General features: G+C 73.0%; 13 protein-coding genes. 11 read left to right on the top strand and 2 right to left on the bottom strand.

Going from position 1 to position 14,481, the window contains the following annotated elements; translation table 11 throughout:
- Positions 1 to 86: 86 nt before the first annotated feature.
- Positions 87 to 1,595, top strand: a complete 1,509-nt coding sequence (locus tag ACZ516_RS19965) for a 3-hydroxyacyl-CoA dehydrogenase (RefSeq protein WP_469011246.1) — start codon at positions 87 to 89, stop codon at positions 1,593 to 1,595.
- Positions 1,592 to 2,185, top strand: a complete 594-nt coding sequence (locus tag ACZ516_RS19960; RefSeq protein WP_469011245.1) for a TetR/AcrR family transcriptional regulator — start codon at positions 1,592 to 1,594, stop codon at positions 2,183 to 2,185. Before ACZ516_RS19965 ends, ACZ516_RS19960 begins: the two co-directional genes overlap by 4 nt.
- Positions 2,186 to 2,283: 98 nt before the next feature.
- On the opposite strand, the gene ACZ516_RS19955 is transcribed toward ACZ516_RS19960, so the two are convergent.
- Positions 2,284 to 2,793 (bottom strand): Lrp/AsnC family transcriptional regulator, encoded by a 510-nt coding sequence (locus ACZ516_RS19955; RefSeq protein ID WP_358577983.1) that lies wholly within the window; start codon positions 2,791 to 2,793, stop codon positions 2,284 to 2,286.
- Between the two features lie 191 nt (positions 2,794 to 2,984).
- Here ACZ516_RS19955 and pdhA point away from each other — a divergent pair, with 191 nt between their 5' ends.
- The 9 genes from pdhA to ACZ516_RS19910 all read left to right on the top strand — a co-directional run bounded on the left by pdhA (position 2,985) and on the right by ACZ516_RS19910 (position 12,754).
- Positions 2,985 to 4,139, top strand: a complete 1,155-nt coding sequence (gene pdhA, locus ACZ516_RS19950; RefSeq protein ID WP_469011244.1) for a pyruvate dehydrogenase (acetyl-transferring) E1 component subunit alpha — start codon at positions 2,985 to 2,987, stop codon at positions 4,137 to 4,139.
- Positions 4,136 to 5,152: an alpha-ketoacid dehydrogenase subunit beta gene (locus ACZ516_RS19945; protein WP_358577978.1), complete on the top strand. Its 1,017-nt coding sequence runs from the start codon at positions 4,136 to 4,138 to the stop codon at positions 5,150 to 5,152. The genes pdhA and ACZ516_RS19945 overlap by 4 nt, the downstream gene beginning before the upstream one ends.
- Positions 5,152 to 6,672 carry a dihydrolipoamide acetyltransferase family protein gene (locus ACZ516_RS19940; protein ID WP_469011243.1) on the top strand — a complete coding sequence of 507 codons (1,521 nt, stop codon included), beginning with the start codon at positions 5,152 to 5,154 and terminating at the stop codon, positions 6,670 to 6,672. The genes ACZ516_RS19945 and ACZ516_RS19940 overlap by 1 nt, the downstream gene beginning before the upstream one ends.
- 130 nt (positions 6,673 to 6,802) lie before the next feature.
- Positions 6,803 to 7,750 (top strand): NTP transferase domain-containing protein, encoded by a 948-nt coding sequence (locus ACZ516_RS19935; RefSeq protein WP_469011242.1) that lies wholly within the window; start codon positions 6,803 to 6,805, stop codon positions 7,748 to 7,750.
- Positions 7,747 to 9,222 carry a molybdopterin molybdotransferase MoeA gene (locus ACZ516_RS19930; RefSeq protein WP_469011241.1) on the top strand — a complete coding sequence of 492 codons (1,476 nt, stop codon included), beginning with the start codon at positions 7,747 to 7,749 and terminating at the stop codon, positions 9,220 to 9,222. Before ACZ516_RS19935 ends, ACZ516_RS19930 begins: the two co-directional genes overlap by 4 nt.
- Positions 9,210 to 10,316, top strand: coding sequence for a potassium channel family protein (locus ACZ516_RS19925; protein ID WP_358586736.1), 1,107 nt, complete (start codon positions 9,210 to 9,212; stop codon positions 10,314 to 10,316). The genes ACZ516_RS19930 and ACZ516_RS19925 overlap by 13 nt, the downstream gene beginning before the upstream one ends.
- A gap of 234 nt (positions 10,317 to 10,550) precedes the next feature.
- Entirely contained in the window at positions 10,551 to 11,528 is a 978-nt protein-coding gene (locus ACZ516_RS19920) for an NAD(P)H-quinone oxidoreductase (protein ID WP_361081082.1), read from the top strand.
- Positions 11,529 to 11,683: 155 nt separating this feature from the next.
- A complete protein-coding gene (locus tag ACZ516_RS19915; RefSeq protein WP_469011240.1) occupies positions 11,684 to 12,100 on the top strand; it encodes a hypothetical protein in 417 nt (138 codons plus the stop codon).
- Positions 12,101 to 12,214: 114 nt separating this feature from the next.
- A complete protein-coding gene (locus ACZ516_RS19910) occupies positions 12,215 to 12,754 on the top strand; it encodes a bacterial proteasome activator family protein (protein ID WP_358586730.1) in 540 nt (179 codons plus the stop codon).
- An 89-nt stretch (positions 12,755 to 12,843) separates the two neighbouring features.
- Here ACZ516_RS19910 and ACZ516_RS19905 read toward each other — a convergent pair whose 3' ends face one another.
- Positions 12,844 to 14,448 (bottom strand): protein kinase domain-containing protein, encoded by a 1,605-nt coding sequence (locus ACZ516_RS19905; protein ID WP_469011239.1) that lies wholly within the window; start codon positions 14,446 to 14,448, stop codon positions 12,844 to 12,846.
- Positions 14,449 to 14,481: the final 33 nt, after the last annotated feature.

Here is a 14,481-nt window from a genome sequence, read left to right as displayed (position 1 = left end):
CAAGAGGGTCCGCCAAACCTGTGGACAACTTCTTCGCGGCCACCCCGAAACCTCCGGCCGGCCCACCGTGCGGGAGGATCGCGAGCATGACAGCACTCGAGCTCAGCAGCGCCGTTGCCGTGGTCGGCACCGGAACCATGGGGCAGGGCATCGCACAGGTCGCCCTGGTGGCCGGCCACCCCGTGCGGCTGTACGACGCCGCCCCCGGCCGGGCGAAGGCGGCGGCCGACGCGATCGGCGCCCGCCTGGACCGGCTCGTGGAGAAGGGCAGGCTCTCGGCCGGCGACCGCGCCGCCGCTGCCGCCCGGCTCGCGCCCGCCGAGAGCCTCGCGGAACTGGCCGGCTGCGCCCTCGTCATCGAGGCGGTGCTGGAGCAACTGGAGGTCAAGCAGCGGCTGTTCCAGGACCTGGAGGACGTCGTCGCCGAGGACTGCCTGCTGGCCACCAACACCTCCTCCCTCTCCGTGACGGCCATCGCGGGCGCCCTGAAGAAGCCGGGCCGCTTCCTCGGCCTGCACTTCTTCAACCCGGCGCCGCTGCTCCCCCTCGTGGAGGTCGTCAGCGGCTTCGCGACCGACGAGGCGGCGGCCACGCGCGCGTACGAGACCGCGTGGGCCTGGGGCAAGACTCCGGTGCGCTGCGCCGACACCCCCGGGTTCATCGTCAACCGCGTCGCCAGGCCCTTCTACGCCGAGGCGCTGCGCCTGTACGAGGAGCGGGTCGCCGATCCGGCGACGATCGACGCGGTCCTGCGCGAGTGCGGCGGCTTCAAGATGGGCCCCTTCGAGCTGACCGACCTCATCGGCCAGGACGTCAACGAAGCCGTCACGCGCTCCGTGTGGGAGTCGTTCTTCCAGGACCCCAAGTTCACGCCCTCGCTCGCCCAGCGCCGGCTCGTCGAGTCCCGCCGCCTCGGCCGCAAGTCGGGGCAGGGCTGGTACGCGTACGACGACACCCCGCGCGCGGAGCCGCACACCGCGGGGCCCGAGCGGGCTCCGGAGTCCGTCACCGTCCACGGCGACCTCTTCGCGGCGGACGCCCTGCCCGACCTCATGCGGGAAGCCGGTATCCGGGTCGGGCACGGGAAGGACGCCCCGAACTGTCCCGGCTCCATCGAGCTGCCCGGCGGCGCGCGGCTCGAACCGGCCGACGGGATGTCCCCCGACGCCGCGGCGGAACCCACGATCCACTTCGACCTCGCCCTGGACTACCGCACCGCGACCCGTATCGCCCTGGCCCCCTCCGGCCGGGTGGACGAGCGGGCGCTGAAGGAGGCGGTCGGCCTCTTCCAGGCGCTCGGCAAGAAGGTCAGCGTCATCGGCCCCGCCCCGGGGATGATCGTCGCCCGCACGGTGTGGATGCTCGTCGACTTCGCCCTGGACGCCGTCGGCCGCGAGGTGGCGGACGCGCAGGACGTCGACACCGCCATGCGGCTCGGCGTCAACTACCCGCTCGGACCGATCGAATGGGGTCGGCGGCTCACCGCGTACCGCGTGGCCGAGGCGCTGGACCTGATGAACGACGGGTACCCCACCGGGCGTTACGCGCCCTCCCAGGCCCTGCGGCGCCAGGCCGTGCGAGAGGAGTACTCATGACCACCGCCCGGCGTGACACGTACACCCCGGAGACGCTGCTGGGCGTCGCCGTACGGGTCTTCAACGAACGCGGCTACGACGGCACGTCCATGGAGCACCTCTCCAAGGCGGCCGGTATCTCCAAGTCCTCGATCTACCACCACGTGGCGGGCAAGGAGGAACTGCTGCGCCGCGCGGTCAGCCGGGCGATCGACGGCCTCTTCGGGATCCTCGCCGAGGAGCACGCGCGCGCGGGCAGCGCCGTCGAGCGCCTGGAGTACGTCACGCGGCGCACGGTCGAGGTCCTCGTCGCCGAGCTGCCCTACGTGACACTGCTGCTGCGGGTGCGCGGCAACACCGATACCGAGCGGTGGGCCCTGGAGCGGCGCAGGGAGTTCGACCAGCAGGTGGCCGCGCTGCTCAAGGAGGCGGTCGCGGACGGCGACCTGCGCTCCGACGTCGAGCTGCGCCTGGCGACCCGGCTGCTCTTCGGAATGATCAATTCGATCGTGGAGTGGTACCGGCCGGAGAGCCGGGGAGCGGCCAACGGCGGCCAGATCGCCGACGCCGTCGTGCAGCTGGCCTTCGGAGGGCTGCGCACCGACCGCTGAGTCACGGGCGTCGGCGTCCCGGGCCTCCTTTTCCGGCCCGGTGAGCTCCGGCCCGGTGAGCTCCGGCCCGGTGCTCCGGCCGGCGTTCCGGCTCGACGTCAGGGGTGGGTGCTCGGCTCGGCGCTCTGCAGGTCGTCCTCCTCGAAGACGAGCAGCGTCCGCGTGCTGAGGACCTCGGGGATGGACTGCAGCCGGGTGAGCACCAGCTCCCGCAGCGCGCGGTTGTCGGGCGTGTGCACCAGGAGCAGCACGTCGAAGTCGCCGCTGACCAGTGCGATGTGGGAGGCGCCGGGGAGCGCGCGCAGATGCTCGCGCACCGTGCGCCAGGTGTTCTGCACGATCTTCAGCGTGATGTACGCCGACGCGCCCTGCCCGGCGCGCTCGTGATTGATCCGCGCCCCGAACCCCCGGATGACGCCGTCGTCGATGAGGCGGTTGATGCGCGCGTAGGCGTTGGCCCGCGAGACGTGGACCCGCTCGGCGACGGACCGTATCGACGCGCGACCGTCCGTGTGCAGGATCTGGAGGATGTCGCGGTCGATGGCGTCCAGGGACCGGGGCTCCGGACGGTCCTCGGCATGCTGGTCGGCCATTCGTTCAGATGCCATGTCCCCCCGCCTCCCTACCATGGACGTACTGCGTCCATCCCAGGCTGTGCAGAACCGTTTGTCCACAGCCTGGAGGTGCCTGTAGCCAAAATGTGCCGGCGACCGAACAATCGGTAGGTGAGGCGCCTCACATCACCGCGCCTCTTTTGCAGCTCCTCACGAGGAGACCGCTTCCCCCAGGAGGTGCCGTCATGACGGTCATGGAGCAGCGGGGCGCCTACCGGCCGACTCCGCCCCCCGCTTGGCAGCCCAGGACCGACCCCGCGCCGCTGCTGCCGGACGCGGAGCCGTACCGGGTGCTCGGCACCGAGGCCGCCGCGAAGGCCGATCCGGGGCTGCTGCGCCGCCTCTACGCGGAGCTGGTGCGCGGGCGCCGCTACAACACGCAGGCGACGGCGCTGACGAAGCAGGGCAGGCTCGCGGTCTACCCCTCGAGCACCGGCCAGGAAGCGTGCGAGGTGGCCGCCGCGCTGGCCCTAGAGGAGCGGGACTGGCTCTTCCCGAGCTACCGGGACACGCTCGCCGTGGTCGCCCGGGGCCTCGACCCGGTGAGCGCCCTGACGCTGCTGCGCGGCGACTGGCACACCGGATACGACCCGCGCGAGCACCGCACGGCGCCCCTGTGCACCCCCCTGGCCACCCAGCTCCCCCACGCCGTGGGCCTCGCGCACGCCGCCCGCCTGAAGGGGGACGACGTCGTCGCGCTCGCCATGGTCGGCGACGGCGGCACCAGCGAGGGCGACTTCCACGAGGCGCTGAACTTCGCCGCCGTGTGGCGGGCGCCCGTGGTCTTCCTCGTGCAGAACAACGGCTTCGCGATCTCCGTGCCGCTCGCCAAGCAGACGGCCGCCCCCTCCCTGGCCCACAAGGCCGTCGGGTACGGGATGCCGGGGCGCCTGGTGGACGGCAACGACGCGGTCGCGATGACCGAGGTCCTCGGTGAAGCGGTCACCCGCGCGCGTGAGGGCGGCGGCCCGACGCTCGTGGAGGCGGTCACCTACCGGATGGAGGCCCACACGAACGCCGACGACGCCACGCGCTACCGCGGGGACGCCGAGGTCGAGGCCTGGCGTGGCCACGACCCGATCCTGCTCCTGGAGCGGGAACTGGCAGGGCGGGGCCTTCTCGACGACGACTTCAAGCGGCGGACGGGTGAGGAGGCCGAGGCCATGGCCGCCGACCTGCGCGAGCGCATGAACCAGGAGCCCCTGCTCGACCCCATGGACCTCTTCACGCACGTGTACGCCGAGCAGACCTCGCAACTGCGGGAGCAGGCGGCGCAGTTGCGGGCCGAGCTGGACGCCGCCTCGGAAGAGGCGCACGCATCGGAGGGTGGGACGCGATGACCACGGTCGCGGCGAGGCCGGCCACCAAACCGGCCACCATGGCGCAGGCGCTCGGCCGGGCGCTGCGCGACTCCATGGCCGAGGACTCCTCCGTGCACGTCCTCGGAGAGGACGTGGGGGCGCTCGGCGGCGTCTTCCGGGTCACGGACGGGCTCACGAAGGAGTTCGGCGAGGACCGCTGTACGGACACGCCGCTGGCCGAGGCGGGCATCCTCGGGACGGCCGTCGGCATGGCGATGTACGGACTGCGGCCCGTCGTCGAGATGCAGTTCGACGCCTTCGCCTACCCCGCGTTCGAACAGCTCCTGTCGCATGTGGCGAAGATGCGCAACCGCACCAGGGGCGCGATGCCGCTGCCCCTCACCGTGCGCGTGCCCTACGGCGGCGGGATCGGCGGCGTCGAGCACCACAGCGACTCCTCCGAGGCGTACTACATGGCGACCCCGGGCCTCCATGTCGTCACCCCGGCCACGGTCGCCGACGCCTACGGCCTGCTGCGGGCCGCCATCGCCTCCGACGACCCGGTCGTCTTCCTGGAGCCGAAGCGGCTGTACTGGTCCAAGGCCGACTGGAACCCGGACGCGCCGCAGACCGTTGAACCGATAGGACGCGCGGTGGTGCGGCGCCCCGGCCGCAGCGCCACGCTCATCACGTACGGCCCGTCGGTGCCCGTCTGCCTGGAGGCGGCCGAGGCGGCGCGCGCCGAGGGCTGGGACCTCGAAGTGCTCGACCTGCGGTCGTTGGTGCCCTTCGACGACGAGACGGTCGCCGCGTCCGTGCGGCGCACGGGCCGGGCGGTCGTCGTGCACGAGTCGACCGGTTTCGCGGGCCCCGGCGCGGAGATCGCCGCACGGGTCACCGAGCGCTGCTTCCACCATCTGGAGGCGCCGGTGCTGCGGGTCGCGGGGTTCGACGTCCCCTATCCGCCGCCCATGCTGGAGAAGCACCATCTGCCGGGCGTCGACCGGATCCTGGACGCGGTCGCGCGGTTGCAGTGGGAGGCGCAGAGCTGATGGCGCAGGTGCTGGAGTTCAAGCTGCCGGACCTGGGCGAGGGGCTGACAGAGGCCGAGATCGTCCGCTGGCTGGTCGAGGTCGGGGACGTCGTCGCCGTGGACCAGCCGGTCGTCGAGGTCGAGACGGCCAAGGCGATGGTCGAGGTGCCGTGCCCCTACGGAGGCGTGGTCACCGCCCGCTTCGGCGCCGAGGGCGCGGAACTGCCCGTCGGGGCACCGCTGCTGACGGTCGCGGTGGGAGCGCCGGCCGAGGCCTCCGCACCCGGGGTCCCCGTACCCGAGGCCTCCGCACCCGGGGTTTCCGCACCCGAGGAGCCCGCCGAGCGGGCCCTGCAGACGGCCGCGGATGAGGCTTCGGGAAACGTCCTGGTCGGTTACGGCACCGCGGCCGCCCCGGCCCGCCGCAGAAGGGTGCGGCCCACCCGGCACGCCGTGGCGGCGCCGTCCGAGGAGCCGCGTTCGGAACAGGGACGCACGCGCGTGGCCGGTCCGGTTCCGGTGATCTCCCCCCTCGTGCGCAGGCTGGCGCGGGAGCACGGGGTGGACCTGCGGGCGCTCGCGGGCTCGGGCCCGGAGGGGCTGATCACACGGGGTGACGTCGAGGCGGCCATCGGCGGGGGCGGAACGGCCGGGCGCGCCCCGGGTACGACGGAGCGTGCCGCCACCACGACCGAGCACGCCGCCGTCGGGGCGGACGAGGCGCGTCGGGGCGCGGACGTCACGGCGGCGGTCCGCGCGGACGACGAGCTGGTCCGCGCCGGGTCCGCGCAGGCGCGGCGCCAGGTCGAGGCGGGGCAGGAGCCCACGGACGCGGGACGGGAGTCCCGGCACGCGCTGACCGGCATCCGGGGCCTCGTCGCGGACAAGATGGCCCGCAGCAGGCGCGAGATACCCGAGGCCACCTGCTGGGTCGACGCCGACGCGACGGAACTGCTCGCCGCCCGCACCGCCATGAACGCCGCGACGACGGAGGGCGACGGCCACAAGGTGTCGCTGCTCGCGCTGTTCGCCCGCATCACGGTGGCCGCGCTCACGCGCTTCCCGATGCTGAACTCCAGCGTGGACATGGAGGCGCGGGAGGTGCGGCAGTTCGCCGACATCCACCTCGGATTCGCCGCGCAGACGGAGCGTGGCCTGGTCGTGCCCGTCGTCCGGCACGCGCAGGCGCGCACCACCGAGTCGATCAACGCCGAGCTGGTGCGGCTCACGCAGGCGGGGCGGGCCGGGAGGCTGACCCCCGGGGAGCTGACCGGGGGGACGTTCACGCTGAACAACTACGGGGTGTTCGGGGTGGACGGTTCCACACCGATCATCAACCACCCCGAGGCGGCCATGCTCGGCGTCGGCCGGATCGTGCCGAAGCCGTGGGTGCACGAGGGGGAGCTGGCGGTGCGGCACGTGGTCCAGCTGTCGCTCACCTTCGACCACCGGGTGTGCGACGGCGGCACGGCGGGCGGCTTCCTGCGGTACGTGGCGGACTGCGTCGAACAGCCGGTGGTGCTGCTGCGCTCGGTGTGAACCTGGCGGGGGGAGCCGGGCGGGCGCGCCGGATGGCATGCCGGGGGCGGCGTCCAAGTAGCGGAAGTTCCCTTGCGCCCGGGGTTGTTCGCGGGGTGGCGATGATCCCGCGTAGGGACATACTCGGGGGGTGACCGCGAACGAAGGTGGCGTCTACGACGCCGTGGTGCTCGCCGGCGGCGGTGCCGCGCGGCTCGGCGGCGCCGACAAACCCGGGGTGCGCGTGGGCGGCCGGACGCTGATCGACCGGGTCCTGGCCGCCTGTTCCGGCGCCGGGACCACCGTCGTCGTGGCCGCGCCGAGACCGACGGCCCGGCCCGTGGTGTGGGCGCGCGAGGACCCGCCGGGCGGCGGGCCGCTGGCCGCGTTCGCCGCCGGGCTGCGGCGCACGACGGCGGAGCGGGTGCTGGTGCTCTCCGCCGACCTGCCGTTCCTGGACGGGCGGACGGTGCGCCGGTTGCTCGACGCGCTGCGGGACAGTGGTGCGGACGGGGCGCTCCTCACCGATCCCGGGGGGCGTGACCAGCCGCTCGTGGCGGCCTATCGCAGCGCGTCGCTGCGGCGGGGGCTCGCGGAGGTCGCGCAGACGCGCGCGGGTACCGGCGCGGACACGGGCGAGGGTGGCGGGCTCGACGGGCTTCCGCTGCGCCTGCTCACCGCGCGGCTCGATCTGACCCGGGTCGCGGACCCCGTCGCCGCCTTCGACTGCGACACCTGGGACGACATCGCCGCCGCACGGGCGCGGATCAGGGAGCATGGGCACGTGTTGGATGAATGGATTTCCGCAGTCAAGGACGAGCTCGGCATCGAACTCGACGTCGATACCGGCACCCTCCTCGACCTCGCCCGCGACGCCGCGCACGGCGTGGCCAGGCCCGCGGCACCGCTGACCACGTTCCTCGTCGGCTACGCGGCGGCTCAGGCCGCCGCGTCGGGTGGGACGGGTGGCGGCGCCGAGGCGGTGGCCGAGGCGGCGCGCAAGGCCGCGGCGCTCGCGGCACGCTGGGCGCAGGAGGCCCGCCAGGACGCGAAGGACGACGGCACGCCCGCCCCCGACGCCGCGTCCGATGCCGGATGACCGGGCAACCCGCTCCGGACGCCGACCTCGACGAGGCGCTTGCCCTGGTGAACGAGTGCCGGGACGGCCGCAGAGCCGTGCCCCACTCGGCGTCCCCGGCGTCCCCGGCGTCCTCGGTCTCTACGCCGTCCGCGGCCTCCCCCGTCTCCCCGCCCACGCCTCCGTCCGCCCCGCCCCACACGCGCCCCGGCACGTGGGGGCAGGCCCCAGAGGGCGGGGCCGCGCACGTCGGCGTCACCTCATGGCCCGCCGCCCGCGCACGTGCCGCGCAGGCCGTGCCCCGGACGGGAGGCGAGCCCGTGGCCGTCCCCCTGGACCAGGCGCTCGGGCTGACCCTGGCCGCCCCGCTCACCGCCCTCACCGACCTGCCGTCCTTCGACACCTCCGCCATGGACGGCTGGGCCGTCGCGGGGCCGGGCCCCTGGGGCGTACGGGAGGACAAGGTCCTCGCCGGGCACGAGGGGCCCGAGACCCTCGGGGACGGTGAGGCGGTCCGGATCGCGACGGGTGCCCGCATCCCGCGGGAGGCCACCGCCGTGGTGCGCTCGGAACACGGCCGACTGGACGCCAGGGGCAGGCTGCACGCCCTGCGCGAGGTGGTGCAGGGCCAGGACATCCGGCCGCGCGGCCAGGAGTGCCGTTCCGGCGACCAGCTGCTGCCGGCCGGCTCCCTGGTCACGCCCGCCGTCCTCGGTCTGGCCGCGGCGGCGGGGTACGACACACTCGCCGCGCTGCGTCGGCCCCGGGTCGACATCCTCGTACTCGGTGATGAGCTGCTGACCGAGGGCCTGCCCCGCGAGGGCCTCATCCGGGACGCGCTCGGCCCGATGCTGCCGTCCTGGCTGCGCGCGCTCGGCGCCGAGGTCACCGGCGTGCGGCGGCTGGGCGACGACGCCGACGCGCTGCACGCCGCGCTCACCGACTCCGCCGCCGACCTGATCGTCACCACCGGCGGCACGGCGGCGGGCCCTGTCGACCACGTCCACCCCACGCTGCGCCGCATCGGCGCCGAACTGCTCGTGGACGGTGTCGCCGTACGGCCCGGGCACCCGATGCTGCTGGCCCGGATCCGGCCCGGCCGGCATCTCGTGGGGCTGCCGGGCAATCCGCTCGCCGCCATCTCCGGCCTGCTCACGCTGGCCGAACCCCTGCTGCGTACGCTCACCGGACGCGGGTCCGGGGCCGCCACCACGTACGCCCCACACGCCTCGCCCGCCGCCTCGCATGTCGCGTACACCGCGCCCGTACGCGAGGACGTGCAAGGGCACCCGCACGACACCCGCCTCGTCCCCGTCACCCTGCGCGCCGAGCACGCCGTGCCGCTGCGGTTCAACGGCCCGGCGATGCTGCGGGGCATCGCGGCGGCCGACGGGCTCGCGGTGGTGCCGCCCGGCGGGGCACGCGAGGGTCAGGTGTTGGAGATCCTGGACCTGCCCTGGCGTTCGACCGACGGCGGGGTGTGTTTCACGTGAAACTTCCCGGCCACGACGTGATCGCCCGCCAGCCCGACGAACACCATGTGACCCACCGGATCAAGCTGCCCCAGCGGGTGGTCGAACGGCCGTTGCGCCAGGTCACCCGGCGGCTGGCGATGGCGTTGCTGGTGCTCGCCCTGACGACGTTCCTGGTGTGGATCGACCGGAGCGGCTACCACGACAACTCGGATGAGCGCGTCGACTTCCTCGACGCCGCGTACTACGCCACCGTGACGCTCTCCACCACCGGGTACGGCGACATCGTCCCGTACAGCGACAGCGCGCGGCTCACCAACATCCTCCTGATCACGCCGTTGCGCGTGCTCTTTCTGATCATCCTGGTCGGTACGACCCTCGAAGTGCTCACGGAACGTACGCGCGAGGAATGGCGTCTGTCCCGCTGGAGGTCCAACTTGCGTGAACACACTGTCGTCGTCGGCTTCGGCACCAAGGGCCGTTCGGCGATCCAGACCGTCTGCGCCACCGGTCTGAAACCGGAGCAGATCGTGGTGGTCGATCCCAGCGCTAAGGCCATCGAGGCGGCGACGGCCGAGGGGTACGCGGGTGTCATCGGTGACGCGACCCGCAGTGATGTGCTGTTGCGGGCGGAGGTCCAGCGGGCCCGGCAGATCATCATCGCGACGCAGCGCGACGACACGGCGGTGCTGGTCGCGCTCACCGCGCGGCAGTTGAACCGCGGGGCGAAGATCGTGGCGGCGGTGCGCGAGGAGGAGAACGCGCCGCTGCTGCGGCAGTCCGGCGCCGACGCGGTGATCACCAGTGCGAGCGCGGCGGGACGGCTGCTCGGGCTCTCCGTGCTGAGCCCGAGCGCGGGCATGGTCATGGAGGACCTGATCCAGCAGGGCACCGGGCTCGATCTCGTCGAGCGGCCGGTGATAAAGGCCGAGGTGGGGCGGGGAGTGCGGGAGACGGATGACCTCGTGGTGAGTGTCGTACGCGGGCATCGGGTGCTGGGGTACGACGATCCGGCCGTCGGGAAGCTGGAGTTGACGGACCGGCTGATCACGATTGTCCGGGCGTCGCCCGCGTCGGTGGTCGCGCCCGACGCGAGGCCGTTGCCGGCGGATTGATCTGGCCTGGGGGCCTTGGGGGTTCGCCCCGGGGCGGGGGCGGGGGCGGCTCCGGGCCGTGTGCCGGGGGTCGGGGTGCCGCCGGGGGGTGAGGTCGCTGTTCTCGTGGCTGTGTGTTGTGGCTTGTCGCGCAGTTCCCCGCGCCCCTGGTGGGGCGCCCGTGGCTGTCCGTCGAGGGGTGCACGCCCGTGGGGTTTCCTTGGTGTGGGGGGCGGCGGGAGTAGCCTCGGCCGCATGTATGCGATCACGATCCCCGAACCCGGCGGCCCCGAAGCGCTCGTGTGGGCCGAGGTGCCCGATCCCGTGCCCGGCGAGGGCGAGGTGCTGGTCGAGGTGGTGGCGAGCGCCGTCAACCGCGCCGATCTGCTCCAGCGCCAGGGCTTCTACAACCCGCCGCCCGGCGCGTCCCCCTACCCCGGTCTGGAGTGCGCGGGCCGGATCACCGCCCTTGGTCCCGGCGTCTCCGGCTGGGCGGTCGGCGACGAGGTGTGCGCCCTGCTCTCCGGCGGCGGTTACGCCGAGCAGGTCGTCGTCCCGGCCGGGCAGCTGCTCCCCGTGCCCGAGGGCGTCGACCTCGTGACGGCGGCCGCGCTGCCCGAGGTGACCGCGACCGTCTGGTCCAACGTGTTCATGATTTCCCACCTGCGGCCCGGTGAGACGCTGCTCACGCACGGCGGTTCCAGCGGCATCGGCACCATGGCGATCCAGCTGGGCAAGGCGGTCGGCGCGAAGGTCGCCGTCACGGCGGGCAGCAAGGAGAAGCTGGCGTACTGCCAGGAGCTGGGCGCCGACATCCTCATCAACTACCGCGAGCAGGACTTCGTGGAGGAGCTGGCACGCGCCACGGACGGGGCCGGTGCCGACGTCATCCTCGACAACATGGGCGCGAAGTACCTGGACCGGAACGTGCGCGCCCTCGCGGTGAACGGGCGGCTCGCGATCATCGGCATGCAGGGCGGCGTCAAGGGCGAGCTGAACATCGCCACGCTGCTCAACAAGCGTGCCGCCGTCACCGCCACCTCGCTGCGGGGGCGGCCCGCGGCCGAGAAGGCGTCGATCGTCGCGGCGGTGCGGGAGCACGTCTGGCCGCTCATCGGCGCGGGGCATGTGCGGCCGATCGTCGACCGGACGGTGCCGATGAGTGACGCGGCCGAGGCGCATCGGGTGCTGGAGGAGAGCGGGCACATCGGGAAGGTGCTGCTCACGCGGTAGCCGTCACACCCTCTTGGGCGCGATCGAGGTGCCGGGATGGTCATGCCATGTGAGTGTTGTGCCTGGCGTGATGTTCCTCTTGACCTTGGGTGTCCCGACTGCGGGAGGCGACCGGCGCGGTGACTGTTTCGTGGCTGGCTCTGCGTGGGGTCCTCGTGACGACGCTGCTCACCGTCCTCGGGACGGTCGCGTCCCTCGGGTCGGCCGCGTCCCTCGGGTCGGTTCCGTCCGGGCCCGTGTCGTACGCGGCGGAAGCCGGGCCCCGGGGCCCCGTCACCAGCGTCGACGAGACGCCCCGGGCCGGCAGCCGTCCTGGTGAGGGCCGCGCGCGGCCGGGGCGTGCCGATGCGCCCATCCCCGATCCGCCGGCACCGCCCTCGCCGCCGCCGGACGTATCCCCGCCGCGACCCGAACGGGTGTCGGTGACCCTCCGGGACGGCATGAGCGACCCGAAGGAGCCGACCTCCACGGAGTCCGTGCTGCCCGGGCCCCGGGTGCTGCCGCTCGGCGGCGGCCTGGTCCTGATCGGCCTCGGCCTCGGTTTCCTCGGCCTGCGGCTGCGGCGTGACTGAGCGGCGGCGGAGGGGGTGGCCGAAGGGGTGGTGCCCGAGGGGTTCGCGAGGGTGGATCACCGCCGTATGGGGGCACCACCGACGTGTGATGTACGGGTGCGAGACAATGACGGCATGGAGATGCCGAGGAACGAACGGTCGCCGGAAAGCCCCCAGGTCCTGGTCGTTGGCCAGGACGGAATGGCTCTCGGTGGTGGCGGAGACGACGAATCCCGCGAGGTTCCGGTGACGGAGATGGTCGAACAACCGGCCAAGGTCATGCGCATCGGCAGCATGATCAAGCAGCTGCTTGAGGAGGTGCGGGCGGCTCCTCTCGACGAGGCGAGCCGAGTGCGGCTGAAGGAGATCCACGCCAGCTCGGTCAAGGAGCTGGAGGACGGTCTGGCGCCCGAGCTGGTCGAGGAGTTGGAGCGGCTCTCCCTGCCCTTCACGGAGGAGGCGACGCCGAGCGACGCCGAACTGCGCATCGCCCAGGCCCAGCTGGTCGGCTGGCTCGAAGGCCTCTTCCACGGGATCCAGACGACGCTGTTCGCCCAGCAGATGGCGGCGCGGGCCCAGCTGGAATCCATGCGCCGGGCGCTGCCGCCGGGCATGGGCGGCGACGACGAGGAAGAGGGCGGCATCGCGGGCCGCACGGGGGGCCCGTATCTCTAGGGGCCTCTAGGGGCGCGGCCAGTACGTGACGAGGGCCCGGTACGCGACACGCGTACCGGGCCCTCGTCGTATCGGATCAGAGGATCGGCTCAGGCCGGGTTGCCCGTGGAGACGTCGAACTGGATGTCCACGTTCTTCGGGTCCACGTCCGAGCCCTCCTTCGGGGTCTGCCGCATCACGGTGTCCTCACCGTAGGCGTTCTCGTCGATCGAGCGCTTGTCGTAGCTCCACCCGGCCGCCTGCAGACAGGACAGCACCGACTTCCAGTCCTTGAAGGTGAAGTCAGGGACCTTGATCTTGTTCTCGTCGTTGTACGAGGTCTCCGGCTCCTTGCACTTCTCGACCTCGATGATGTTGTCGCGCTCGGGCCCCTTGTGCCCCGCCACCGGCTGCTTCGACTTGTCGTCCGACGCCTCCTTCTCGCCGTCGCCGCCCAGGGTGAGCGCGGTGATCAGGCCGCCGATCGCGAGGAGCGCCACGACGATCGAGCCGACGATCAGCGGGATGTTCCGCCGCTTGCCGCCGCCGGGGCCCCCGGTGGCCGCCGTGACCGGCTGCGGGGAGAGGTTGTAGGGGGGCGGGGTGTGCGCGCCCTGCTGCTGGGGGTAGCCGTAGCCCTGCTGCTGCGGCGGGTAGCCGTAGCCCGGGGTCGGCGCGGGGGTCGAGGGGGCGTAGGGGCCCGGCTGGTACGGCGTCTGCACACCGCTGCTCTGCTGCGGGAGCGAGGAGTCGACCGGCGGGAAGACCGCCGAGCTGACGCCCGCGCCGCTCGCCGTCGGCGCGCCCGGCACGATGCTGGGGGCCGCCGCCTGGAGGGACTGGGCCACGCGCAGGCACTCGTCGCGCATCGCGTCTGCGGTCGGGAAGCGCTCGTTCGGGTTCTTCTTCAGCGCGCGGGCGACGATCGCGTCGACCGCCGGCGGCAGCGAACGGTTGATCGAGGACGGAGCGACGGGCTCCTCCTGGACGTGCGCGTACGCGATCGCCAGCGGCGAGTCCGCCTCGAACGGCAGGCGCCCGGTGACCAGTTGGAAGAGCATGATGCCGACCGAGTACAGGTCGGAGCGCGCGTCGACGCCGCGGCCGAGGGCCTGCTCGGGCGAGAGGTACTGCGGGGTGCCGACGACCATGCCGGTCTGGGTCATCGAGGTGACGCCGGACTGCATGGCGCGGGCGATGCCGAAGTCCATGACCTTGACGACGTCGCGCTTGGTCATCATGACGTTGCCCGGCTTGATGTCGCGGTGCACCAGGCCCATCTCGTGGCTGATCTCCAGCGCCGCGAGCACATCGGCGGTGATCTTCAGCGCCTGGCCGGTCGGCATCGCGCCGTACTGCGTGACGGACGCGTCGAGCACGGAACCGAGCGGCTTGCCCTCGACGTACTCCATGACGATGTACGGCATCGTCGTGCCGTCGAGCTCGTCCTCGCCGGTGTCGAAGACCGACACGATGTTGGTGTGCGTGAGCTTCGCCACCGACTGGGCCTCGCGGCGGAAGCGCTCGCGGAAGGACTGCTCGCGCCCCAGCTCGGTGTGGAGCGTCTTGATCGCGACTTGGCGATCGAGAACGGCGTCGTACGCGAGGTGGACCGACGCCATGCCGCCTTCGCCGAGCAGATCGCGCAGTTGGTAGCGGCCACCGGCCAGCGAACGCCCCGCGTACCGCCCCTGTGCGCCGTCCTGGCTGCTCATCTCGTGCGTCCCCCATCGGCGCGGTGGCCGGAC

Source organism: Streptomyces sp. NPDC034037, assembly GCF_055575715.1.
Note: the sequence above shows the minus strand (reverse complement) of the source record. Positions and strands in the feature narration are given on the sequence as shown.